Here is a 24,028-nt window from a genome sequence, read left to right on the forward strand (position 1 = left end):
GATTGTCTTACTACTTATGCGGGATCCCAAGCGACTCCGCCAGCTGTTTCGCTAACTGATTGTTGTCATCAGCCCCGTACTCCCAGAACATGGCTCCGGCGAGACCTTTCTCTTTGATGTAGCCCGCTTTGATCGCAACGGAACGTGGGTTCTCATACGAAATCGCAAACAGCGCGTTGCCATCGGCACCCTTCACCGAGAGCCACGGCACTTTCGCCTGGTCGTCCCAGTGCTCGGTAAAGCGCTTCTGCGGATCGTTCAATAGCTTCTTCACGATATCGTTGTACTTCACGTAGGTATCTTTGGTCAGGTCATAGCCGAGTGACTTGAACAACCCGATCTCCTGATGTCCGAAGTAGGGCTGGGTAACCGGATTTTTTTGCGCATCCGGTTTCGTCCAGTCGATCCCCGGCTCTACGGCGCGTTTCGGTACGCGGCCATAGAAACCAATCCCGAGGTTCATCTGCTGCGGCTTCAGCCCGGCGTCCAGATAGTTGTTCACCACAAAATCCACGCTGTATTTGTCTGCGGCAGCCACCGTCGGCCAGGCGCTGGAGTCATACAGGTTGGCGTTGAAGTACTGCGTACCGTACGCCATGTCGTAGGTCATCAGGTTGATGTAGTCGAGCAGGGGCGCGATGGCTTTAACATCCACCCAGCTTTTCGGACTTTCCGCGTTCGCGCCTACAGCAATGGTCACCAGCTTTTTATGCCCGAACGCCGTACGCATCTCTTTCAGCAGGGCGGTGAAGTTATCCCGGTCGGCGGGCTGGCTTGCGACCAGCCCCCATGCGCCGTTTACCGGATACTCCCAGTCGAGATCGATCCCGTCCAGACCGTATTTGTCGACAATCTCCTGCGCGGAGCGGATAAACACCGCGCGCGTCTCTTTGGTTGCCGCTGCGCCAGAGAAGCCACGCGCGCCCCAGCCGCCGACGGAAAGCAGCACTTTGAGGTTCGGGTTTTGCTTACGCAGTGTGGGGATTAAGGCCAGATCGGACGCCACTTTTGGCGATAGCCAGATCTGATGCAGCTTCGCCGGATCTTTTAGCGCAGCGTTGGTTTCGTCTTTTTCGTCGTTATAGACCAGACCAAACGAGTAGTTCAGGTGGGTGATCTGGCGAACGTCCAGTTTATTGATATCGCCACCCGGTCCGGCGGTGACATCGCCACCCCCGTTAAAGTAGCCCACGGACATCAGGGTACTGGCGGAGGCAACTGACGCGCAAAGCAGGGGTAATGCTGCCAGCAAGGGCAAACGTTTCATACAAGTTCCTCTTTGACTTAACAAAACGACCACGCCACAGAAAAGGCGTGGCGAAAAAACAGCCTGACGAGAATAGCATTGCCGCTGCGCTGAGGATGCGAGGGAGTTCACTTTGTGGGGATTGGGGTAGAAATGCCGGGTAAGCGTCTGCTCCACCCGGCTTAAAAGGCTTACGCCTGCGTTTCCAGCCAGTCTTCGAGCGTATACAGCGTTGCGCCTTCCGCAGCCATATCCATAAACGCCTGAGCGCTGTCCTGCGGGTTAATGTTCACCCCGCGGCAGCCGTCGGTGATGACGCTGACGGTATAACCTAACTGGAGCGCGTCCAGCACGGTAAACTTAACGCAGTAGTCCGTCGCCAGGCCCAGCACGATCAGCTCCGTGATTTCGTGATGACGTAACCACGCGTCCAGCGCCGTTTTCTGGCGATGCCCGTTATCAAAAAACGCGCTATAGCTGTCGATAGCCGGGTTTTCACCTTTATGGAACACCGCGTCGATGGCTTTCTGATTCAGAAGCGGATGCAGTTCCGCGCCTTCCGTCTGCTGTACGCAGTGATCCGGCCAGAAGGTTTGCGCCAGCCCGTCGAGTTCCCCCTGAGTGAACGGCTCAACGTTGTGCTGGCTGGCAAAGCTGCCGTGATTCGCCGGGTGCCAGTCCTGGCTTGCGACAACGGCTTCGCCGCGGGCTTTACACCAGTCAATCAGCGTGTTTGCCACGTCAACGGTGCTGTCACCTTCGGCGACGGCCAGCGCACCGCCCGCGCAGAAATCATTTTGCAAATCGACCAGTAGCAGGGCGCGTTGCTTCATGAGTACTCCTTATTCGTCCGGGGTCAGCTCGCCGCGCAGGTTTTGCATCATCGCGCTGCGGATGGACTGAATGTCCAGATCCTGACTCAGTAAATAGTGAAGTTTAGTCAGCGTTGCCTCAACGGTCATATCGAAGCCGCTGATGACTCCCGCATGCGCCAGCGCGTTGCCGGTGGCATAGCCGCCCATGTTGACCTTTCCGGACATGCACTGGGTCAGGTTCACGACCACAATTCCGCGCTCGCTGGCTTCCTGGAGCTCTTTCAGGAACTCGCCGTTCTGCGGGGCATTACCTACGCCATAGGAGCGCAGAATCAGCGCTTTCACCGGCTGGCGAAGGAAGTTACGCACCACATCAGCAGAGATACCCGGGTAGATAGTGACCACGCCAATCGGTTGCGGAGTGATCGGATGCACGATCAGCTCGCCGGCGGTGTTCGGCGCAGGCGACGTGCCCAGACGACGGATATGAATCCCGGCCTCCAGCAGCGGCTGCAGGTTAGGGGAGGCGAAGGCGTCAAAACCGTCGGCATGGGCTTTGGTGGTGCGGTTGCCGCGATACAGACGGTTATTAAAGAACAGCGACACTTCGTTGATCGGGTAATTCGCCGCTACGTACAGGGAGTTCAGCAGGTTGATCTGCCCGTCCGAGCGCAGCTCCGCCAGCGGGATTTGCGACCCGGTGACGATAACCGGCTTGCTCAGGTTCTCCAGCATGAAGGAGAGCGCTGAGGCGGTAAACGCCATGGTGTCCGTGCCGTGCAGGATCACGAAGCCGTCGTACTGGTCGTAATGGGCTTTAATGTCATCCGCGATGTGCTGCCAGTCTTCCGGCGTCATGTCGGAGGAGTCCATCAGCGGCTCGTATTCATGGATGGTAAAGTCAGGCATTTCCGGACGGTGGAATTCTGGCATCAGCGCAAGCTGACGCTGAAGGTGGCCGGAGACAGGGATATAGCCGTTTTCAGAGCGCTGCATACCGATGGTACCGCCAGTGTAGGCTACATAAATCGATTTCTTCTGCATGGTAGTGAGTTCTTGTTCTTCAAAAGAAAAAAATCCCCTCTTCGCGGGAAGAGGGGACGGTTTTTAACGGACGTTAGCGCAGGTCAGGCAAAACGCGTAACGACTCTGTGGATCGTTAAAGGCCGCGAGCTTGTCGCTTTCCGCCTTCATCGCTTTCGCTGCCGTGGCGACCGGCGCAGGCAGGTAAGCCTGCATCGCCTCCGGCAGCATGGCGCGTACCGAGCCGGACATGCTGTCCATGACCATATCGAAGAACGACGGCTCGTCCTGGTAATACTCGATATGCCATTGCTTGAGCTTCGCCAGCTCGGCGGCTTTCTTCACCGCGTCATCGAAGTCGCCCAGGCTGTCCACCAGACCGTTGCTCTTCGCATCCTGGCCGGTCCAGACGTGGCCCTGTGCGATCTGGTCGATCTGCTCAGGCGTCTTTTTACGCGAGTCTGCGACCAGGGTGATAAAGCGTTTATAGCCGTTCTCAATGCTGAGCTGCATCATCTCAGAGACTTCCGGCGGCAAGGATTTGGTCACCGACACATCCGCCAGCGGAGAGGTGGCCACGCCATCGGTATGCACGCCCAGAGAATCCAGGCTGTTCTCCACGGTGTTGATCACCCCGAAGATGCCAATCGAACCGGTCAGCGTGCTTGGATTGGCCACGATGTAGTTGGCTGGCGTTGAGATCCAGTACCCCCCGGAGGCGGCCATTCCGCCCATGGATACGACGACCGGCTTGCCGGCGGCACGCGCCGCGGCCAGTTCAGCGCGGATCACCTCGGAGGCGCTGACGCTGCCGCCAGGGCTGTTCACCCGCAGGACGATCGCTTTCACTTTTGGATCCAGGCGAGCATCGCGGATTTGTGACGCGGTAGTATCGCCGCCCACGTTCCCCGGAGTCTCCTGGCCGTCCATGATGGCGCCGTTGGCAAACACCACCGCGACGCTGTCACCGCTGTCATCCGGCTTTTTCGTCGAGTAATCATACATGCTGATGGCGCTGTAATTTTTATCCTCTTTGCTCCAGCCAAACTGCTTGCTCAGGGATTTTTCAATCTCGGCGCTGGTGCCCAGGGCATCAACCAGTTTGTTATCCAGCGCATATTTCGCGGTATCACCGTCAACCTTACGCAGGCCATCCAGCACGCCCTGCGCGCCGGGGAACGCCTGCTCAGGCGTAATCTGGCGGTTAGCGGCAACGGTGCCCAGATAGTTCTGCCACAGCTCGCCAATCCAGCGGCTGTCCGCTTCACGGGCGGCAGGAGACATATCGTCGCGGATAAACGGCTCGACGGCTGATTTATACGTGCCGACGCGGAAGACGTGGGTGGTGACCTTCAGCTTGTCGAGCAGGGATTTGTAGTACAGGCCGTTGGTGGCAAAGCCGTGCAGATCCACCGTCCCCTGCGGGGAGAGCCAGATTTTATTGGCGAAGCTCGCCAGATAATATTGTCCCTGGCTGTAGCTGTCGCCCACGGCAATCACCGGCTTGCCGCTGTCGCGGAATTCGCGCAGCGCTTTACCGATGTACTGCATTGAAGGCTGATCGCCTCCGGCAAAATCTTTCAGATCCAGCACGATCCCGGTGATGTTCCGGTCGTCTTTGGCCTGGCGGATGGTATCGACGATATCGAACAGGGAGTTTTCCTGCAGACGATCTGAGGTTGCGCCAAACAGCTGGCGACCAATCACGCTCAGGCGACTGCTGGTGGACGGCTTATCAACGATAACGCCGGTGATATCGAGTAACAGGGCCCCGCGCGTTGAATGCTGCGCCTGATTCGCGTTGCTGATATGCATCCAGATGCCCGCGCAAACCAGAACCAGGAAGATGAAGAAGATGTTCATCACCAGGTTGCGGACGAAGTTGAGCAGTCTCCACGTCCATTTAAAGAAACCGGCAATGATTCGCCAAAGGGTTCGCATGTATTCTCCCTAACCAGAAAATGACTGTTTCCGTCGCCACTGGACGGTAATGTTGGGTTATCGTAATGACCCAACCGCCACTTGTCAGCAGGAATCGCCTGCCAGGCTGTAACAAAATCTGCCGTCGTGTTAATTTTGTGAGTAAATTTCAAGAAAGGAGTTAACCAATGGACGCACTCGAACTGCTTGTTAACCGCCGTAGCGCTTCCCGTCTGGCCGAACCTGCTCCGGCAGGCGAGCAGCTGGAGAACATTCTGCGTGCCGGCATGCGTGCCCCCGATCACGGCACGCTGCAGCCGTGGCACTTCTTTGTGATTGAAGGCGAAGGCCGCGATCGTTTCAGCCAGCTGCTGGAGCAGGGCGCGGTTGCCGCCGGGCAGGATGAGAAAGGTATCGACAAGGCGCGCAATGCCCCGTTCCGCGCCCCGATGATTATCGCCGTCGTGGCGAAATGCCAGGCTGACCATAAGGTGCCGGTCTGGGAACAGGAAATGTCCGCAGGCTGTGCGGTCATGGCGATGCAAATGGCCGCCGTCGCGCAGGGCTTTAACGGTATCTGGCGTACCGGTGCGCTGACCGAAAGCCCGGCGGTCCGTGACGGTTTTGGCTGCGGCGAGCATGACAAAATTGTCGGCTTCCTCTATCTCGGCACCCCACAGCTTAAAGCCTCCAGCACCATCAGCGTGCCGGACACCACGCCTTTCGTCAGCCGTTTCTGATCACGCACGCTAAACTGTCTGGATTCTGAGCATCTGCTGCAGAATTCAGACAGTCATACTTACCTCTTTATGGAATGAGCGCTACCATAGCGCGATTGAGATGACAGGAGACGTCCATGAGCGAGCAAACCATTCGTTTAACGCAGTACAGCCACGGAGCCGGTTGCGGTTGTAAAATTTCCCCGAAAGTGCTGGAGACCATCCTGCACAGTGAACAGGCGAAGTTTGTCGACCCGAACCTGCTTGTCGGCAACGAAACGCGTGACGATGCTGCAGTTTATGACTTAGGTAACGGCACCAGCATTATCAGTACTACCGACTTCTTTATGCCGATTGTCGACAACCCGTTCGATTTCGGGCGCATTGCGGCCACCAACGCCATCAGCGATATCTTCGCGATGGGCGGTAAGCCGATCATGGCGATTGCCATTCTGGGCTGGCCGATCAACACCATCCCGCCGGAAGTGGCCCGTGAAGTGATCGATGGCGGACGCTTTGCCTGCCAGCAGGCGGGGATTGCCCTGGCCGGCGGTCACTCTATTGATGCGCCCGAACCGATCTTCGGCCTGGCCGTTACCGGCGTGGTGCCGACCGAACGCGTGAAGCGCAACAGCACCGCCCAGGCGGGCTGCAAACTCTTCCTCACCAAACCTCTGGGCATTGGCGTGCTGACAACCGCCGAGAAAAAATCCCTGCTGAAACCGGAGCACAAAGGCCTGGCAACCGAAGTCATGTGCCAGATGAACCTCGCCGGTGCGGCGTTTGCCAATATCGACGGCGTGAAGGCGATGACCGACGTCACCGGTTTTGGCCTGCTGGGACACCTCTCTGAAGTGTGTCAGGGCGCGGGCGTGCAGGCGCAGGTCTGGTATCAGGACGTGCCGAAGCTGCCGGGCGTGGAGGAGTATATTGCTCAGGGCGCGGTTCCGGGCGGTACCCAGCGCAACTTCGCCAGCTATGGTCACCTGATGGGCGAAATGCCTGAGGAGTGGCGCAACCTGCTGTGCGATCCGCAAACCTCCGGCGGCCTGCTGCTGGCGGTCACGCCGGAATCCGAAGCCGAAGTACAGGCGACTGCCGCCGAGTTCGGCATCACCCTGACGGCGATCGGCGAGCTGGTGACCGCGCGCGGCGGTCGTCCGATGATCGAGATCCGTTAATTCGATGCGGTTGTTTATTGCCGAAAAGCCGAGCCTGGCCCGCGCCATCGCCGACGTGCTGCCTAAACCGCATCGCAAAGGTGACGGCTTTATCGAATGCGGTAACGGGCAGGTGGTCACCTGGTGTATTGGTCACCTGCTTGAGCAGGCGCAGCCGGACGTCTACGACAGCCGCTACGCCCGCTGGAATTTAAACGATCTGCCCATCGTGCCGGAAAAATGGCGCCTGCAGCCCCGACCTTCGGTCACCAAACAGCTCAACGTGATCAAGCGCTTCCTGCATGAAGCCGCTGAAATCGTTCACGCGGGTGACCCGGACAGGGAAGGACAGCTGCTGGTGGATGAGGTGCTGGACTACCTGGAGCTGGCGCCGGAAAAGCGCCAGCAGGTGCAGCGCTGCCTGATCAACGACCTCAACCCGCAGGCCGTCGAGCGGGCGATTTCGCGCCTGCGCGCCAACAGCGAGTTTATTCCGCTGTGCGTCTCGGCTTTAGCCCGCGCCCGCGCCGACTGGCTGTACGGCATCAACATGACCCGCGCCTACACCATTCTTGGGCGCAACGCGGGCTATCAGGGAGTGCTTTCCGTGGGGCGCGTGCAGACGCCTGTGCTGGGGCTGGTGGTGCGTCGTGATGAAGAGATTGAGAACTTCGTCGCCAAAGATTTTTTCGAAGTGAAAGCGCATATCGTCACGCCTAAAGACGAGCGCTTTACCGCCGTCTGGCAGCCGAGCGATGCCTGCGAATCGTACCAGGATGAAGAGGGGCGCTTGCTGCACCGTCCGCTGGCGGATCATGTGGTTAACCGCATTACCGGCCAGCCGGCTATTGTTACCAGCTATAACGATAAACGGGAATCAGAACCCGCGCCGCTGCCGTTTTCGCTTTCTGCACTTCAGATTGAGGCGGCAAAAAAGTTTGGCCTGAGCGCGCAGAACGTTCTGGATATCTGCCAGAAGCTCTACGAAACCCATAAGCTCATCACCTATCCGCGTTCGGACAGCCGCTATCTGCCGGAAGAGCACTTTGCCGGACGCCACTCGGTGATGAACGCCATCGGCGTGCACGCGCCGGATCTGCTCCCGCAACCGGCGGTAAACCCGGACACCCATAACCGCTGCTGGGATGATAAAAAGGTGGATGCCCACCACGCGATTATCCCGACGGCCCGCGCCAGCAGCGTCAACCTGACCGACAACGAAGCGAAGGTCTATAACCTGATCGCCCGTCAGTACCTGATGCAGTTCTGCCCGGACGCGGTATTCCGTAAGTGCGTGATTGAGCTTGAGATTGCCAAAGGTAAGTTTATCGCCAAAGCGCGTTTCCTCGCAGAAGCGGGCTGGCGCACGCTGCTCGGTAACAAAGAGCGCGACGAAGAGAACGACGGCACGCCGCTGCCGGTGGTCGCTAAAGATGACGAACTGCTGTGCGAGAAGGGCGAAGTGGTTGAACGTCAGACCCAGCCTCCGCGCCATTTCACCGATGCGACGCTGCTGTCGGCGATGACCGGGATCGCCCGGTTTGTACAGGATAAAGATCTGAAGAAGATCCTGCGCGCCACCGACGGTCTGGGGACGGAAGCAACCCGCGCGGGGATCATCGAGCTGCTCTTTAAGCGCGGCTTCCTGGAGAAAAAGGGACGCTATATCCACTCAACGGAGCCGGGCCGGGCGCTAATCCACTCTCTGCCGGAGCTGGCCGCGAGGCCGGACATGACCGCGCACTGGGAATCGGTGCTGACGCAGATAAGCGAGAAGCAGTGCCGCTATCAGGACTTTATGCAGCCGCTGGTCGGGACGCTTTACCAGCTGATCGATCAGGCGCGCAGCACGCCGGTGAAAACGTTCAGAGGGATGGTTGCGCCCGGTAGCGGCGCGAAGAAACCGTTCAAGAAGAAAAAGAGCGCGGCCTGATACGCCCGGTTTTCTCCCTCTCCCTGTGGGAGAGGGCCGGGGTGAGGGCACCCGGCCGCACGCTGTAAACCTTAAATCACGCCTTGCCCAATCATCGCATCCGCCACCTTCACGAACCCGGCGATATTCGCCCCGCGCACGTAGTTGGTTTGCGATGCCTCGCCGCCGTACTCCACGCAGGCATGGTGAATATCCAGCATGATGTGGTGCAGGCGCGCATCCACTTTCTCCGCCTTCCAGCCGAGACGCGCGGCGTTTTGCGCCATCTCGAGGCCGGAGGTCGCCACGCCGCCCGCGTTAGCGGCCTTGCCCGGCGCAAACAGCACGCCCGCTTCCAGGAACAGGTCCGTCGCGTCGATGGTGGTCGGCATATTCGCCCCTTCGGCCACCGCTTTTACGCCGTTGCTAATCAGGGTACGCGCGGCGTCCGCATCCAGCTCGTTCTGCGTGGCGCACGGCAGGGCGATATCCACCGGCACGCCCCACGGCTGTTTCCCTTCCAGGTAGGTCAGGCCAAACTCCCGGGCATAATCCGCCACGCGGCCGTCGCGGCTGGCTTTGATCTCACACAGGCGCGCCAGCTTCTCTGCCGTGAAGCCCGCTTCATCCACCACCGCGCCGCTGGAGTCAGAGGCGGTCACCACGCGAGCGCCAAGCTGCATCGCTTTCTCAATAGCGTACTGCGCCACGTTACCGGAGCCGGACACCGCGACGCGCATGCCTTCAAAGCCTAAACCGTGACGCTTGAGCATCGCCTCGGTGAAGTAAACCAGGCCGTATCCTGTCGCTTCCGGGCGGATCAGGCTGCCGCCAAACGACAGACCCTTGCCGGTAAAGACGCAGGCGCTGTTGTTGGAGAGCTTTTTCATCATCCCGGCCATAAAGCCCACTTCACGTCCGCCCACGCCGATATCACCTGCAGGAACGTCGGTATCCGGGCCGAGGTGACGGTAGAGTTCGGTCATCAGCGCCTGGCAGAAGCGCATCACTTCCCCTTCGCTTTTGCCTTTCGGATCGAAATCGCTGCCGCCTTTCCCGCCGCCCATCGGTAGCGTGGTGAGGGCGTTTTTAAAGGTCTGCTCGAAGCCGAGGAATTTCAGAATCGACAGGTTCACGGACGGATGAAAACGCATGCCGCCCTTAAACGGGCCAATCGCCGAGTTAAACTGTACGCGCCACGCGCGGTTAACCTGTACCTGATTGCGATCGTCAACCCACGTCACGCGGAACTGGATCACGCGCTCTGGCTCGACAAGGCGTTCAAGCAGCGACATCTGGCGATAACGCGGGTTTTGTTCAAGGAAGGGCCACAGGGTGGTCATAACTTCACGCACGGCCTGCGCGAACTCGCTTTGGTGCGGGTCGCGCTGCTGAACATGGGCAAGGAAACTTTCCAGAGAGCGTGTCTGATCCATAGATATAAGAACCTCTTATCGTATTTTATGTGTATTACTTATGCGATTTGTGTTGTTTTTTTGACTATACCACCCGTACCGCTTTGTGAGGCAAGCAGAAATTTATGCCGAAAGGGAAATTAATGAGAGGGCGGGCGTCATAACGAAAAGCGATGAAGAGATAAATTAAAGGTTCCGCTCTGGTTTACCGTTATAGTCATTATCAAGGAACTACTGGAAGATGTGTCTATGAAACGTTATCTACTCACCGCGTTATGTCTGATCTTTACCGCAGGCGTGCAGGCCAACCCCATTCTCCCGGACGTGGAGGTGAATGTGCCGCCGGAAGTGTTTAGCTCCAGCGGCCAGAATCAAACGGTGCAGCCCTGTAATCAGTGCTGTATCTATCAGAATCAGAACTACTCGGAAGGGGCCGTTGTGAAAGCGGACGGCATTCTGCTGCAGTGCCAGCGCGACGAGCGCGCCATCAGCACGAACCCGCTGGTCTGGCGTCGCGTAAAACAATAAACGCTTCCAGCAACGGAATATCCGCCGGGGCTAAGGCGTAGCCAAACGCCTCTTCCGGCGTACACCACGCGAGCGCGCTGTGGTAGTGCGCCGTGAGCTCGCCGCGAAAAGCAGGGACGTGCCAGGCATGCAGGTTGATCAACCGCTGCGACACTTCCCGCTGGTGGCTTGCCACGTATTGCCCCGGCAGGGCGTCAATGCCCAACTCTTCACGCAGCTCGCGGATAAGCGCTTCTGGCTGGGTTTCTCCGGCCTCGACTTTACCGCCTGCAAATTCCCACATTCCCGGCTGATCGGCGTGGGCAGGGCGCTGCGCCAGTAAAATGTTGCCGTCTTTTTCGATGATGGCGGCAACGACATCGAGTGTTTTCAGCATGGTCGTCAATAATTAATAGCGAAAAAAGACATATTATCGTGCCCTTTCTCAGAGTCCAGTAAACAGGAGAATCAGGTGAAAGAGTCCACCGCCTGGGTTGCCCCCCTCGAATCCCTTCCCGCCAGCCTAAAACCGATAGCCGCCATGCAGAAAAAGCATTTTGGCGCGGTGCTGAATCCCACCCGCTGGTGGGGGCGAATGCCGCGTCTGTTCTGGCTGGTGGCGCTGTTTGTCGGCTTTCTGGAACGCCGTCGCGCGCGCCTGACGCCCGCGCTGCGCTCGCTGCTCATGACGCGGGTATCCCAGCTCTGTCACTGCGCTTTCTGTATTGATGCCAACAGCCTGCGTCTGGCCGAGCGCTGCGGCGCGCTGGATAAGGTTCAGGCCGTGAGCGACTGGCATGATTCCGTCTTGTTCACCGAGCAGGAGCGCGCGGCGCTGGCCTACGCCGAGGCGTTGACCGCCACGCCGCCCCGGGCGGATGAGGCAGTCAGAATAGCGCTGAAACGCCACTTCACGGACGATGCCATTACCGAGATGACGGCGCTGATTGCGTTTCAGAATCTCTCCGCCCGCTTTAATGCCGCGCTGGATATTCCGGCGCAGGGGCTGTGCGCCACGTTTAACGAGACTCCCCATGCTTGACCGTCACCTGCACCCGCGGGTTAAGCCCGCTCTGAATCGTCTGGTTTCCGTGATGAATAAGCCGGGCATCACGCCCGACGGATTGACCCTGACCGGGTTTGCCATCGGCGTGCTGGCGCTGCCGTTTCTGGCCCTCGGCTGGTATCCGGCTGCGCTGGCTGCCATCGTGCTTAACCGCCTGCTGGACGGTCTGGACGGCGCGCTGGCGCGGAGGAGAGGGCTGACCGATGCGGGGGGATTTCTCGACATCGCGCTCGATTTTCTGTTCTACGCCCTGGTGCCGTTTGGCTTTGCGCTCGCGGCTCCCGCAGAAAATGCGCTGGCGGCCGCCTGGCTGCTGTTTGCGTTTATCGGTACCGGCAGCAGCTTTCTGGCGTTTGCGGCGCTGGCCGCGAAGCACGACATCGACAATCCCGGCTATGCGCACAAGTCGTTTTATTACATCGGTGGGTTAACGGAAGGGACGGAGACCATCGCGCTGTTCGTGCTGTGCTGCCTGTTTCCGGCGCACTTTACGCTATTCGCGTGGGTATTCGGCGCGCTGTGCTGGCTGACCACCACAACGCGCGTCTGGAGCGGCTATGTGACGCTGAAGTCACTCAACCCTTAGAGAGCGCTTTCTGGCCCGCGCGCGCCGGTGGTGACCGGGTTCTGCGGGTGACTGCTCCATTCGTACCAGCCGCCGTCATAGACGGCGACATTCTTCCAGCCCATCGCCCGGGCGTACATAAAGGTTTCTGACGCCCGCCACCCGGTGCCGCAGTAAAACGCGACGTGCTGCTCCGGCAGAATATTCCAGCGCTTCCACTGGGCGGCGATATCGTCCGCGCTGCGCATGGTGCCATCCGGGTTATGGAAGTCTTCCATATGGGTCGCGTCGCTGCCCGCATGACCCCAGCGGGTACCGGCTATTTCACCTTTTGGCTTGATGTAGCTGTAGCCGCTGGTTTCGCCGATGAACTCCGGCCACGAACGAATGCTGACCAGGGAGGCATCCTGACGGTGCAGCATCCCGCGCGCCTGTTCCATATCAACCATCAGCTGCGGCTGGCCGGGGATCGGCGCGCCGAAATCGGGTGCTGGCGTCACTTTGCCGGGCGTGCCGCGTTCAACCGGGAGGCCTGCATCCGACCACGCCTTCCAGCCACCGTCGAGAATGCGCACATCCTTCACGCCCGCATACAGCATGATCTGCGCCACGCGCGCGGCGGCGTAAACGTCACGGCCATACAAAATAACGGTGGTGTCGTGACGGATCCCGTGCTTCGCCAGCATCGCTTTCAGCTTGTCGTCGGAGACTTTATTCCACAGCGGCTCGCTTTCCACCTCGTTGGTGTCGATGTAGCCCGCGCCGGGAATGTGGTTCAGCAGGTAAAACTTCGGTGCGCCCCAGGCGGCTTCAATCACTTTCCAGTCACCAGCAGGCGCGGCGGTCACGGGTTTACCCTGCTGGAGGCGGTGGATCCACTGCGGGTAAACCAGCTGTTCAAAGTGAGGCAGGCGCTGAAGGCGGTCGGGCGTCTGCAGCGCGTCGCTGAGCAGCGAGACGTGGCGGTATCCGGCTTTCTCCAGGCGGGACTTCACCGCCAGGTTATCGTTCTCGTCGCCGTACAGGGCGATGGCGGTTGCAGGCGTAAGCTGATGCTGTTTTGCCCAGCTCGCAATCTGCTCGTCGCTCATTGCGCCCAGCCAGGCGGCAGCCAGGTTGAGTGCGGCGGGTTCATGCCCGGAGGGGCCGCTGAGGGTCTGCGGCCAGCCGTTGTAAAACGCGCTGGGACGGGTGTCGACAGGCGTGCCGTGCTGCGCCTGAAGCTGAGACAGCATCATCACGTTGGGCATATCAGCCGCCAGAGAGGAAAAGGAAGCGAGGCCGCAGAGCAGGGCCAGCGCGGTCAGTTGAGAAACACGTTTCATCGAATAACCTGACGTCAGTAAAAGAGGGGGGCATTGTCGTCTCTCCGGAAACGGAAAACATTGCGTTAGCACATTATTGCCAGCGAGAGATCTCAATCAGCTCGCCGCCGGGCGGAATATCATCTTCGTCATGCGTGACCAGCACCGCCGGGATATTGCGCGCGCGGACGGCGTCAAATACCCATGTCCGAAACGTCGTGCGCAACGTTTTATCGAGGCGGCTGAACGGTTCGTCCAGCAGCAGCGCCTGCGGCTCTGCGAGCAGGGCGCGCAGCAGGCTGACCCGTGCACGCTCCCCGCCGGAGAGGGTGGCCGGATCGCTGGCGTAATGACCGCTCAGCCCGGCGGAATCCAGCGCCTGCTCGACCGCTTCCCGACGCGCTCTCCCGACGATCCGCTCAGGCAGCGCCAGCAGCAAATTTTGCCCGACGCTGAACTGTTCAAATAGCAGCGCGTCCTGAAAGAGTATGCCCAGCCCGCGGGATTCAACGGGAAGACCGTCGCAGCGACGTGCGTCGAGCCACAGTTCGCCTTGCGCCTGAAAATCGTCTGACAGCGCGCCGACCATCCACGCAAAAAGGGTCGATTTGCCGCTGCCGGACGGCCCCATCAGGGTAACGATCTCCCCGTCTGGAACGCAAAAACTGACCTCGCGGAAAAGTGGTTCGATGGTGAGATGGTTTACCTTCAGCATTATCGTAATCCTTGACGGTAGCGGCCCGCGAGCCGGGATATCAGGGCGGCAAGACCGAACACCGTGCCCGTCACCAGCAGTAATCCCAGCGCCCTGCTGGCGAGAACGGGGATGCTGCCCCCGCTGCTGAGCGCGACGGTTTCGGTGGTCAGCGTGGCGAAACGTCCCGCGCCAAGCCAGAGCGTCGGCATGTATTGCGCCATGCTGACGGAAAAGCCGGTGGCAAAGGCCAGCAGCGCAGGGCGCACCAGCAGGGGGCATTTCAGCAGTAAGAATATTTTCGCCCGTCGCCAGCCGAGCGTTCTGGCGGTAAGGATAAGCCGGGGATCGATCCGCCGCCAGGCGGGCTGCAGAACCAGCAGCATCCACGGCAACACCCACAGCAGATGGCTCCAGAGCACGGCGGCATAGTGCCCGTCGAGCCCCAAACGCAATGCAATAAAATATTGACCGGTGACGAGCGGCAGCGCCGGAAGGGCGAGCGGTGACCACACCCACGCTGCGCCGCGCTGCGGTCCCCATTCCAGCCAGAGAAAAATGACGATGAGGGCGATCAGGCTCGACAGCAGGCCGAAGGAAAGGCTGGTCCCCACGGGACCCACGTCGCCCCCTTGTGCCAGCATCAGCAGTACCGCGGCGCACAGGATGCCGCACGCGGGCAGTAACCCGCCTAATGCCCGCTCAGGCAGGACGAGTGGAGAACGGGGGCGCGTCCCCGCGAGGTTCGGGATCGTGCGACGCCATGCTTTCCAGAGGCCGTACCCGAGGGCGGCAAGCGCGGCCAGCAGCATAAGGAGAAGCAGGCACAGCAGCATTCCTTTTGCCTGCTGCTGCGCGTCGCCCTGGCTTAGCCATTGCCAGGCCAGCACGGCCAGGGTGGGCGGGTTACCGGGCCCGAGAACGATCGCCACGTCCACGACCGAGAGCGACCATGCCAGCACCGCCAGCATCACCGCGCCGAGGACAGGGGCGATCGCCGGGAGGATCAGCCAGCTGAGCGTCTGATAACGCCCGTAGCCAAAGGTTTGCAGGACGATCTTCTGCTGCGCGAGCCGTTGTTCCGGCAGTACGGCGTAAATGGCCCACAGCACGAACGCGCTCTCTTTGACCGCGAGCGTCAGGCCCAGCCCGACGCCGTAGCGGTCAAACGGAGCCGTACAGACGGTACAGAGCTGATAAAACAGACCGCCCTCGGCAAACTGCAGCAACGCGCTGGTGGCGAACGCCACATGGGGGATCGCCAGTAGCCAAGGCAGTCGGGTCGTGAGGCGCCGCCAGCGTTGACCGGGCCACAAAAGGCAGACGAAGAAAAGGGCAATCAGCAACGCCCCCAGCGTGGCGATGAGCGTTGAGACCAGCGTGGCGACGGTCGCCTGAGGCAGCTGCGGATCGTTCAGCAGCCGCTGCCAGTTTGTCGCAGAAAGCGCCGGTGCGAACAGCATCACGCCAGCGGGCAGGATCGGCAGATAAATCACCGCCATCGCCAGCCAGACGAACCCGCTCAGCGGGTGCCGTAACGACGCAGCCATTCCTGCTCCAGCGCGTTCACCCAGGCGGACTGCGGCTCTGCAAGCACCTGCGGCAGCCCCTGAGGCGTATGGGCCCGCAGCTGTTTCGCGTCACCTTCGGGCAGCGTTTTCGCATCCAGTACGCTCGGGTCTCCCCAGACGGCCGGGTCGGCCTTGCGGATCTGCGCCTGCGGCGACAGCAGGAAATTAGCGACCACTTTTGCACCCGCGCTCGCGCCGGCATTGGCCGGGATAGCCACAAAATGGACGTTGCCGAGCATCCCGCTATGGAAACCAAAGCTGTAGCTGTCGGCAGGCAGTTCGCCGCTCGCCACTTTCTGCTGCGCATGGGCCGGGTTAAAGGTCAGCGACAGGTTCAGACTGCCGCTGGCAAGCAGGGCATCCATCCGCGCAGGCGAGGGAGGGAAATCTTTTCCTTCGCGCCACAGCAGCGGATGCAGCTTATCGAGGTAGGTCCACAGCGGCGCCGTAACCTGAGCAAACGTTGCATCTGGCGCTTTTTGTAAAGCCTCAGGGCGATCGGTGAGCGTCAGAAGCAGCTGCTCAAGAAATGCCGTGCCGGTAAAATCGGGCGGGCGAGGATAGCTGACCTTGCCCGGGTGCTGCTGCGCGTAGGCCAGCAGCGCCTGCGGATCCACCGGCGGCGTCGGCATGCTGGCTTTGCGGGCGATAAAGGTCAGCTGCGCGCCGCCCCACGGCGATTCCGCCCCGTCGGTGGGAATAGCAAAATCTTCCGTGACGGGTTTACGGGTATCGACATAGCGCCAGTTTGGCAACGTCTGCGCCCATCCTGTTTGCAGCAGGTTCGCCTCTTTTAACGTGCGGAAGTTTTCGCCGTTGACCCACAGCAGGTCGACCGAGCCGTTGGTCTTACGCCCCGCGGCGGCTTCGGTCTGGATCCGTTTTACCGCATCGGCGGCATCCGCCAGCGGGACGATTTTTAGGGTAATGGCGTAGTGCGTTTGCATCTCACCGCTGACCCACTCAAGGTAACGGTTGACCGCCGGATCGCCGCCCCAGGCGTTAAACCAGACGGTCTGGCCTTTGGCCTGCTGTTGGATAGCGTGCCAGCTTTCGGCGGCACAGAGGGGGGCTGCCAGCAGCAGACCGGTCAGGAACGCGCAAAAACGCACACGGCGCATAATGCCTCACTTTTTAGCAGACGGGAGATAACGGGAAAACAGCCGGCGCGTGGCCAGCGGCAATAACCCCAGTAGTGTAAAGGCGATTAGCATGCCCGGCGACAAAATATCGCGCAGCGACGCCACTTTCCCCAGCTCGCGCCCGGCATTCAGAAAGACAATCGTCGCGGGCAGCATGGCGACCTGGCTGACCCACCAGTAGTGATATACGCCAATGCGGGTCAGCCCCATCAGCAAATTCACCAGGAAAAACGGGAACAGCGGCATCAGGCGCAGGGCAAAAAGATAGCCCGCGCCGTCATGCGCCATACCGGCGTTCACCGTTTTCATCTGCTGAGCAAACCGACGCTGGACCCATTCGCGAAGCAGATAACGGCTGGCGAGCATCGCAAGCGTGGCTCCGAGCGTGGAGGCAAACGAGACCAGCACGGTGCCTTCCCACAGGGGAAATAACGCCCCGCCCAGCAGGGTGAGGATCGCCGCGCCGGGGATCGACAGAGCGGAGACCACCACATAGAGCGCAAAAAAGATCAGCGCGCTTCGCAGCGGCGCGTGGTCAACATGGGAGAGGAGTGCCTGCTGGTGGGTTTTAATCCCTTCCAGGGAGAGCGTGCCTGGGGGAAGCATGACAAACGTCAGAATAAATGCGCCCAGAAGGGCGCACAGTAAAGCGAGTTTTCGAATGTTCACGCGTCATTACAGCTTGAATTTAGCCCACACCGGCGCGTGGTCAGACGGTTTTTCCATGCTGCGGATCTCATAGTCGATCCCGGTTTCGATGCAGCGCTCTGCCAGCGGCGAACTGGCGAGCAGCAGGTCGATACGCAGGCCGCGGTTGTCGTCAAAGCCTTTTGAGCGGTAGTCAAACCACGAGAAGCGATCCTGCGTGTCCGGGTTGGCGGTACGGAAGGTATCCACCAGCCCCCAGTCCAGCAGGCGCTGCATCCACTCGCGCTCTTCCGGCAGGAAGGAGCATTTGCCGGTACGCAGCCAGCGTTTGCGGCTGTCTTCACCGATGCCAATATCCAGATCGGTCGGGCTGATATTCACATCACCCATGATCAGCACCGGATTGTCTTTGTTGAGTTCGGTTGTCAGGTAGTTCTGCAGATCCTGATAAAACTTGGCTTTGACCGGGAATTTGGTCGGATGGTCGCGGCTTTCGCCCTGGGGAAAGTAACCATTAATCACTGTGATGTTACCCAGCGGGGAAGGCAGCTCCGCCATGATGATGCGGCGCTGTGCTTCTTCGTCATCGCCGGGAAACCCGCGGCGGACTGAAACTGGCGTCTCTTTGGTCAACAGCGCAACGCCGTAATGGCCTTTCTGCCCATGATAGAAGACGTTGTAGCCGAGCTTCGCCACCTCTTCGAGGGGGAACATATCGTCGTGAACCTTGGTCTCCTGCAGGCCGATCACATCTGGCTGATGTTGTTCAACGATAGCTTCAAGCTGATGGGGGCGGGCGCGCAGGCCGTTGATATTAAAAGAGACAAATTTCATAGTCGCTGCCAGTGCAAGGTGAATAGTGCATGGATGGTAGCAGAATTTGCGTCAACTGTTACCGGGTTCGACCAATAACTGCGACAGATAATGTCGGTGGTGCAATATTTGCACCATTCTGACGCGCCTCGCCCTCAAACAGGGCGTAAATGACCGATAAATTTCGCGAGCGATCACAATTCCAGAATTATATTTGGCCTGTGCATACTCTTTCTGATTTTCATGCGGCAAAGCGCCGCTTGTCGTAAAAATATTCACTTATTATGCACTAACAGTGAATAACTCCATATCGTAACTTATTGATATTCTGTTACCCCAACCCGTTTATGCATTTTTATCGCTGGCTGGCACGAAGGCTGCAATCTACATTCACAGTGCAAACACTCAATTATTTAACATTCAAATAACTTTTTATTTACCGGATGAGGTCGCTATGTCTCTGTCAATTACGCGTGAAAATTTCGATGAATGGATGATGCCGGTTTACGCTCCGGCGGCTTTTATTCCGGTTCGTGGGGAAGGCTCGCGCCTGTGGGATCAGCAGGGTAAAGAGTATATCGACTTTGCAGGTGGGATTGCGGTCAACGCGCTGGGTCATGCGCACCCTGCGCTGCGTCAGGCCCTGAATGACCAGGCGGCGAAGTTCTGGCATACCGGCAACGGCTTTACCAACGAGCCTGCGCTGCGCCTGGCCAAAAAACTGATCGACGCGACGTTTGCTGAAAAAGTCTTTTTCTGTAACTCGGGGGCGGAAGCCAACGAAGCGGCGCTGAAGCTGGCGCGCAAATATGCGCACGATAAATTTGGTACCCACAAGAGCGGCATCGTGGCGTTTAAAAATGCCTTCCACGGGCGCACGCTCTTTACCGTCAGCGCGGGCGGCCAGCCTTCCTACTCGCAGGATTTCGCCCCGCTGCCGCCGGATATCCGTCACGGCATTTATAACGATCTGCAGTCCGCCAGCGAGCTGATTAACGACACCACCTGTGCGGTGATCGTCGAGCCGATGCAGGGCGAGGGCGGCGTGCTTCCGGCGCAAAAAGCCTTCCTGCAGGGGCTGCGCGAGCTGTGCGATCGCCACAACGCGGTCCTTATTTTCGACGAAGTGCAGACCGGCGTGGGCCGCACCGGCGAGCTGTATGCCTATATGCACTACGGCGTGACGCCGGACGTGCTGTCGACCGCCAAAGCGCTGGGCGGCGGCTTCCCGATTGGGGCGACGCTGACCACCGATAAATTCGCCAGCGTGATGACCGTGGGTACCCATGGCACCACCTACGGCGGCAACCCGCTGGCCACCGCCGTCGCCGGGCAGGTTCTGGACATCATCAACACGCCTGAGGTGCTGAAAGGCGTTAAGCAGCGTCATGACTGGTTTGTCGAGCGCCTGAATGCCATCAACGGCAAAACGGGGCTGTTTAAAGAAATTCGCGGTCTGGGGCTGTTAATCGGCTGCGAGCTCACCGCTGAGTTTGCCGGGAAAGCTAAACTTATTTCACAGGAAGCGGCAAAAGTGGGCGTGATGGTGCTGATTGCCGGTGCCAACGTGGTGCGTTTCGCGCCGGCGCTGATCGTCAGCGAGGAAGAGGTGCAAACCGGTCTGGACCGTTTTGCGCTGGCGTGTGAAAAAGTGAAATCCGGGGTGTCATCATGATGGTCATCCGTCCCGTTGAGCGCGGCGATCTCGCCGGGCTCATGCAGCTTGCCGGTAAGACGGGGGGCGGGCTGACCTCGCTTCCCGCCGATGAAAAAACGCTGTCGGCGCGCATTGAGCGCGCCCTGCAAACCTGGCAGGGGACGTTGCCAAAAAGCGAACAGGGGTATGTGTTCGTGCTGGAAGACACCGACACGGGGACCGTAGCCGGGATCTGCGCCATTGAAGTGGCCGTCGGGCTTAACGACCCGTGGTACAACTACCGCGTCGGCACCATGGTTCACGCCTCGAAAGAGCTGAACGTCTACAACGCGCTGCCCACGCTGTTTCTCTGCAATGACCACACGGGCGCCAGCGAGCTCTGCACGCTGTTCCTCGACCCGGCGTGGCGCAAAGAGGGCAACGGCTATCTGCTCTCCAAATCGCGCTTTATGTTTATGGCCGCCTTCCGCGATCGCTTTAACGAAAAAGTGGTCGCTGAGATGCGCGGCGTGATCGACGACACCGGCTACTCGCCGTTCTGGGAGAGCCTGGGCGAGCGCTTCTTCTCGATGGAGTTCAGCCGGGCGGACTATCTCTGCGGCACCGGCCAGAAAGCCTTTATTGCCGAGCTGATGCCGAAGCATCCTATCTATACCCATTTCCTCAGCCCGGAAGCGCAGGCGGTGATTGGCGAAGTCCATCCGCAGACCGCGCCCGCCCGCGCGGTGCTGGAAAAAGAGGGGTTCCGCTACCGGAACTATGTCGACATCTTTGACGGCGGCCCAACGCTTGAGTGCGATATCGACCGCGTGCGCGCGATCCGTAAAAGCCGTCTGGTTGAGGTCTCTGAAGGTCAGCCCGCGCCGGGTGACTGGCCCGCCTGTCTGGTGTCGAACGAAAATTACGCCAACTTCCGCGCCATGCTGGTGCGTACCAACCCGAAATGTGAACGTCTGGTGCTGACGGCTGCAGAACTGGATGCCCTGAAATGTAACGCCGGCGATACGATTCGCCTGGTGCGTCTCTGCCCTGAGGAGAAAACAGCATGACATTATGGATTAACGGTGACTGGGTCACGGGCGAAGGCGAAGAGCGCGTAAAGACCAATCCGGTCGGAAAAGAGGTGCTCTGGAAGGGGCATGACGCCAGCGCCGCGCAGGTGGAACAAGCCTGCCGCGCCGCGCGCCGCGCGTTTCCGGCGTGGGCAAAACAGCCTTTCGCCGTGCGCCAGGAAATTGTTGAAAAGTTTGCCGGGCTGCTGGAGGCAAATAAGGCCGAACTGACGCGCATCATCGCGTCTGAAACCAGTAAACCGCGCTGGGAAGCGACAACCGAAGTGACGGCGATGATCAACAAAATCGCCATTTCGGTCAAGGCGTACCACACCCGTACCGGCGAACAGCACACCGACATGCCGGACGGCGCGGCCACGCTGCGCCATCGTCCGCACGGCGTGCTGGCGGTATTTGGCCCGTATAACTTCCCGGGACACCTGCCGAATGGCCACATTGTGCCTGCGCTGCTGGCGGGCAATACCGTCATCTTCAAACCGAGCGAGCTCACGCCATTCACCGGCGAAGCGGTGGTTAAGCTGTGGGAACAGGCCGGCCTGCCGCCGGGCGTGCTGAACCTGGTGCAGGGCGGGCGGGAAACCGGTCAGGCGCTGAGCGCGCTGAGCGATATCGACGGCCTGCTGTTTACCGGCAGCGCCGGTACGGGCTATCAGCTGCACCGCCAGCTGGCAGGGCAGCCGGAGAAAATCCTGGCGCTGGAGATGGGCGGCAACAACCCGCTGATTGTGGAAGACCCTGACGATATCGACGCCGCGGTGCACCTGACGATTCAGTCCGCCTTTATTACCGCCGGACAGCGCTGCACCTGTTCCCGCCGTCTGCTGGTGAAGCGGGGCGCACAGGGGGATGCCTTCCTGAAACGTTTGGTTGAAGTGAGCGCGCGTCTGGTGCCTGCCGCGTGGGATGCCGATCCGCAGCCGTTTATCGGCGGGCTGATTTCCGAACAGGCCGCGCTGAACGTGCTGAAGGCCTGGCAGGACCACGTCGCGCGCGGCGCGAAAACCCTGCTGGAGCCGAAGCAGGTTCAGCCGGGTAGCTCGCTGCTGACGCCGGGCATTGTAGAGATGAGCAGCGCGAGCAACGTGCCGGACGAAGAGGTCTTTGGCCCGCTGCTCTGCGTCTGGCGTTACGACGATTTCGATGCGGCTATTGCGATGGCGAATAACACCCGCTACGGCCTGTCGAGCGGGCTGATTTCGCCGCATCGCGAGAAGTTTGACCAACTGCTGCTGGAAGCGCGCGCCGGGATTGTGAACTGGAATAAACCGCTGACCGGGGCCGCGAGCACCGCGCCGTTCGGCGGCGTGGGCGCGTCGGGCAACCATCGCGCCAGCGCGTGGTATGCCGCCGATTACTGCGCGTGGCCGATGGCAAGCCTGGAAACTCCGGCGCTGACGCTGCCGGAGACGCTTAATCCGGGGCTGGATTTTACCGGAGGGGATCGTCATGAAAGCGCGTGAGGTTAACTTTGACGGGCTGGTGGGGCTGACGCACCACTATGCCGGTCTCTCTTTTGGTAATGAAGCCTCGACGAAGCACCGTTTTCAGGTCTCCAACCCGAAGCTGGCGGCGAAGCAGGGGCTGCTGAAGATGAAAGCGCTGGCGGATGCCGGTTTCCCGCAGGCGGTGATCCCGCCGCAGGAACGCCCGAACGTGGCAGTCCTTCGTCAGCTCGGCTTTAGCGGTACCGATGAGCAGGTGGTTGAAAAAGCGGGTACGCAGACTCCGCACCTGCTCTCCGCGGCAAGCTCCGCCTCCTCGATGTGGGTGGCAAACGCCGCGACCGTCGCGCCGTCAGCCGACACGCTGGATGGCAAAGTCCATCTGACGGTGGCGAACCTGAACAACAAATTCCACCGCGCTACAGAAGCGGAAACCACCGAGCGCGTGCTGCGCGCCATTTTCAACCATGACGCCCATTTTGAGGTGCATCAGGCTCTGCCGCAGGTAGCGATGTTTGGCGACGAAGGCGCGGCCAACCATAACCGCCTGGGGGGCGACTATGGCGATCCGGGCCTGCAGCTGTTTATCTACGGGCGAGAAGAGGGGGGGCACGCCGCGCCAACCCGTTATCCTGCTCGTCAGACGCTGGCGGCCAGCCAGGCGGTTGCTCGCCTGAACCAGGTCAATCCTTCCCAGGTGGTTTTTGCCCAGCAAAACCCGCATGTGATTGACCAGGGCGTGTTCCATAACGATGTGATTGCCGTTTCTAACCGCCAGGTGCTGTTCTGCCACGAGCAGGCGTTTGCTCATCAGGAGAAGCTGCTCGCCACGCTGCATGAGCGCGTGCGCGGCTTCACGCCAGTCCAGGTGCCCACGGAGGCGGTGAGCGTGCAGGACGCGGTAGAAACGTATCTGTTCAATAGCCAGCTGCTCAGCCGTGACGATGGCAGAATGATGCTGGTCCTGCCGCAGGAGTCCCGGGATCATCAAGGCGTGTGGCGCTACCTGACGGAGCTGGTCAAGGCCGATAACCCGATTGACGAACTGCGCGTGTTTGATCTGCGCGAAAGCATGGCTAACGGCGGCGGTCCAGCCTGTTTACGTCTGCGCGTGGTCCTGACCCAGGACGAAATGCAGGCGGTGAACCCCGCGGTCATGATGAACGATACGCTTTTTACGCGGCTGAATGACTGGGTCGATCGCTACTATCGCGATCGTCTGACGCAGGCGGATCTGGTTGACCCGCAGCTTCTGCGTGAAGGGCGCGAGGCGCTGGACGCGTTATCGACAATCCTGCAGCTGGGATCGGTTTACCCGTTCCAGCGCTAAAGGAGT

22 protein-coding genes are annotated in these 24,028 nt (G+C 60.0%); 10 read left to right on the forward strand and 12 right to left on the reverse strand.

From position 1 onward, the window contains the following. Nucleotides 1-10: 10 nt before the first annotated feature. The 4 genes from DFO52_RS10430 to sppA form a co-directional block, all read right to left on the reverse strand. Nucleotides 11-1,267, reverse strand: a complete 1,257-nt coding sequence (locus DFO52_RS10430; RefSeq protein ID WP_047648070.1) for a glycoside hydrolase family 18 protein — start codon at nucleotides 1,265-1,267, stop codon at nucleotides 11-13. A 170-nt stretch (nucleotides 1,268-1,437) separates the two neighbouring features. After that, on the reverse strand, nucleotides 1,438-2,079 hold the full coding sequence (pncA, locus tag DFO52_RS10435; protein ID WP_133550331.1) for a bifunctional nicotinamidase/pyrazinamidase: 642 nt from the start codon (nucleotides 2,077-2,079) through the stop codon (nucleotides 1,438-1,440). Nucleotides 2,080-2,088: 9 nt separating this feature from the next. Beyond that, the gene (gene ansA, locus DFO52_RS10440; RefSeq protein ID WP_133550332.1) at nucleotides 2,089-3,105 is read right to left on the reverse strand and encodes an asparaginase; all 1,017 of its coding nucleotides are present in this window, start codon (nucleotides 3,103-3,105) and stop codon (nucleotides 2,089-2,091) included. Between the two features lie 63 nt (nucleotides 3,106-3,168). Next, nucleotides 3,169-5,025, reverse strand: coding sequence for a signal peptide peptidase SppA (gene sppA, locus DFO52_RS10445; RefSeq protein WP_121931282.1), 1,857 nt, complete (start codon nucleotides 5,023-5,025; stop codon nucleotides 3,169-3,171). Nucleotides 5,026-5,192: 167 nt separating this feature from the next. Between sppA and DFO52_RS10450 the strand changes: the two genes are divergently transcribed. The 3 genes from DFO52_RS10450 (at nucleotide 5,193) to DFO52_RS10460 (ending at nucleotide 8,816) form a co-directional block, all read left to right on the forward strand. Beyond that, nucleotides 5,193-5,744 carry an NAD(P)H nitroreductase gene (locus tag DFO52_RS10450; protein WP_047648067.1) on the forward strand — a complete coding sequence of 184 codons (552 nt, stop codon included), beginning with the start codon at nucleotides 5,193-5,195 and terminating at the stop codon, nucleotides 5,742-5,744. 116 nt (nucleotides 5,745-5,860) lie between these two features. Continuing rightward, nucleotides 5,861-6,904 carry a selenide, water dikinase SelD gene (selD, locus tag DFO52_RS10455; protein ID WP_008500702.1) on the forward strand — a complete coding sequence of 348 codons (1,044 nt, stop codon included), beginning with the start codon at nucleotides 5,861-5,863 and terminating at the stop codon, nucleotides 6,902-6,904. A gap of 4 nt (nucleotides 6,905-6,908) precedes the next feature. Then, a complete protein-coding gene (locus DFO52_RS10460) occupies nucleotides 6,909-8,816 on the forward strand; it encodes a DNA topoisomerase III (protein WP_121931284.1) in 1,908 nt (635 codons plus the stop codon). A 71-nt stretch (nucleotides 8,817-8,887) separates the two neighbouring features. Here DFO52_RS10460 and gdhA read toward each other — a convergent pair whose 3' ends face one another. Beyond that, nucleotides 8,888-10,231: an NADP-specific glutamate dehydrogenase gene (gdhA, locus tag DFO52_RS10465; protein ID WP_133550333.1), complete on the reverse strand. Its 1,344-nt coding sequence runs from the start codon at nucleotides 10,229-10,231 to the stop codon at nucleotides 8,888-8,890. A gap of 228 nt (nucleotides 10,232-10,459) precedes the next feature. On the opposite strand from gdhA, the gene DFO52_RS10470 reads away from it, so the two are divergent. Continuing rightward, nucleotides 10,460-10,738, forward strand: coding sequence for a DUF1496 domain-containing protein (locus DFO52_RS10470; protein WP_029742006.1), 279 nt, complete (start codon nucleotides 10,460-10,462; stop codon nucleotides 10,736-10,738). Here the strand turns inward: DFO52_RS10470 and DFO52_RS10475 are convergent. Continuing rightward, the gene (locus DFO52_RS10475) at nucleotides 10,698-11,114 is read right to left on the reverse strand and encodes a pyrimidine (deoxy)nucleoside triphosphate diphosphatase (RefSeq protein WP_032657918.1); all 417 of its coding nucleotides are present in this window, start codon (nucleotides 11,112-11,114) and stop codon (nucleotides 10,698-10,700) included. The genes DFO52_RS10470 and DFO52_RS10475 overlap by 41 nt on opposite strands. Nucleotides 11,115-11,189: 75 nt before the next feature. Between DFO52_RS10475 and DFO52_RS10480 the strand changes: the two genes are divergently transcribed. Then, nucleotides 11,190-11,759: a carboxymuconolactone decarboxylase family protein gene (locus DFO52_RS10480; RefSeq protein WP_133550334.1), complete on the forward strand. Its 570-nt coding sequence runs from the start codon at nucleotides 11,190-11,192 to the stop codon at nucleotides 11,757-11,759. Continuing rightward, nucleotides 11,752-12,369: a CDP-alcohol phosphatidyltransferase family protein gene (locus tag DFO52_RS10485; protein ID WP_133550335.1), complete on the forward strand. Its 618-nt coding sequence runs from the start codon at nucleotides 11,752-11,754 to the stop codon at nucleotides 12,367-12,369. Before DFO52_RS10480 ends, DFO52_RS10485 begins: the two co-directional genes overlap by 8 nt. Here DFO52_RS10485 and DFO52_RS10490 read toward each other — a convergent pair. The 6 genes from DFO52_RS10490 to xthA form a co-directional block, all read right to left on the reverse strand. Beyond that, nucleotides 12,366-13,673: a sulfurtransferase gene (locus DFO52_RS10490; RefSeq protein WP_133550336.1), complete on the reverse strand. Its 1,308-nt coding sequence runs from the start codon at nucleotides 13,671-13,673 to the stop codon at nucleotides 12,366-12,368. The genes DFO52_RS10485 and DFO52_RS10490 overlap by 4 nt on opposite strands. Nucleotides 13,674-13,746: 73 nt before the next feature. Further along, nucleotides 13,747-14,367 carry an ATP-binding cassette domain-containing protein gene (locus DFO52_RS10495; RefSeq protein WP_133550337.1) on the reverse strand — a complete coding sequence of 207 codons (621 nt, stop codon included), beginning with the start codon at nucleotides 14,365-14,367 and terminating at the stop codon, nucleotides 13,747-13,749. Next, nucleotides 14,367-15,896: a thiamine ABC transporter permease gene (locus tag DFO52_RS10500; RefSeq protein WP_133550338.1), complete on the reverse strand. Its 1,530-nt coding sequence runs from the start codon at nucleotides 15,894-15,896 to the stop codon at nucleotides 14,367-14,369. Before DFO52_RS10500 ends, DFO52_RS10495 begins: the two co-directional genes overlap by 1 nt. Further along, nucleotides 15,869-17,038, reverse strand: a complete 1,170-nt coding sequence (locus DFO52_RS10505; protein ID WP_133550339.1) for an ABC transporter substrate-binding protein — start codon at nucleotides 17,036-17,038, stop codon at nucleotides 15,869-15,871. The genes DFO52_RS10500 and DFO52_RS10505 overlap by 28 nt, the downstream gene beginning before the upstream one ends. Nucleotides 17,039-17,044: 6 nt before the next feature. Further along, nucleotides 17,045-17,728: a TVP38/TMEM64 family protein gene (locus tag DFO52_RS10510; protein WP_133550340.1), complete on the reverse strand. Its 684-nt coding sequence runs from the start codon at nucleotides 17,726-17,728 to the stop codon at nucleotides 17,045-17,047. Between the two features lie 6 nt (nucleotides 17,729-17,734). Continuing rightward, entirely contained in the window at nucleotides 17,735-18,541 is an 807-nt protein-coding gene (gene xthA / locus DFO52_RS10515) for an exodeoxyribonuclease III (RefSeq protein ID WP_133550341.1), read from the reverse strand. Between the two features lie 433 nt (nucleotides 18,542-18,974). On the opposite strand from xthA, the gene DFO52_RS10520 reads away from it, so the two are divergent. The 4 genes from DFO52_RS10520 to astB are packed head-to-tail and all read left to right on the forward strand — an operon-like array spanning nucleotide 18,975 to nucleotide 24,022. After that, nucleotides 18,975-20,195, forward strand: a complete 1,221-nt coding sequence (locus DFO52_RS10520) for an aspartate aminotransferase family protein (RefSeq protein WP_029742016.1) — start codon at nucleotides 18,975-18,977, stop codon at nucleotides 20,193-20,195. Next, the gene (gene astA / locus DFO52_RS10525; RefSeq protein ID WP_121931294.1) at nucleotides 20,192-21,226 is read left to right on the forward strand and encodes an arginine N-succinyltransferase; all 1,035 of its coding nucleotides are present in this window, start codon (nucleotides 20,192-20,194) and stop codon (nucleotides 21,224-21,226) included. Before DFO52_RS10520 ends, astA begins: the two co-directional genes overlap by 4 nt. After that, a complete protein-coding gene (gene astD, locus DFO52_RS10530; RefSeq protein WP_133550342.1) occupies nucleotides 21,223-22,710 on the forward strand; it encodes a succinylglutamate-semialdehyde dehydrogenase in 1,488 nt (495 codons plus the stop codon). The genes astA and astD overlap by 4 nt, the downstream gene beginning before the upstream one ends. Continuing rightward, nucleotides 22,697-24,022, forward strand: a complete 1,326-nt coding sequence (astB, locus tag DFO52_RS10535; protein ID WP_029740451.1) for an N-succinylarginine dihydrolase — start codon at nucleotides 22,697-22,699, stop codon at nucleotides 24,020-24,022. The genes astD and astB overlap by 14 nt, the downstream gene beginning before the upstream one ends. Nucleotides 24,023-24,028 lie beyond the last annotated feature (6 nt).

It is taken from the genome of Enterobacter sp. AG326, from assembly GCF_004362415.1.
Lineage (GTDB): Bacteria > Pseudomonadota > Gammaproteobacteria > Enterobacterales > Enterobacteriaceae > Enterobacter > Enterobacter asburiae.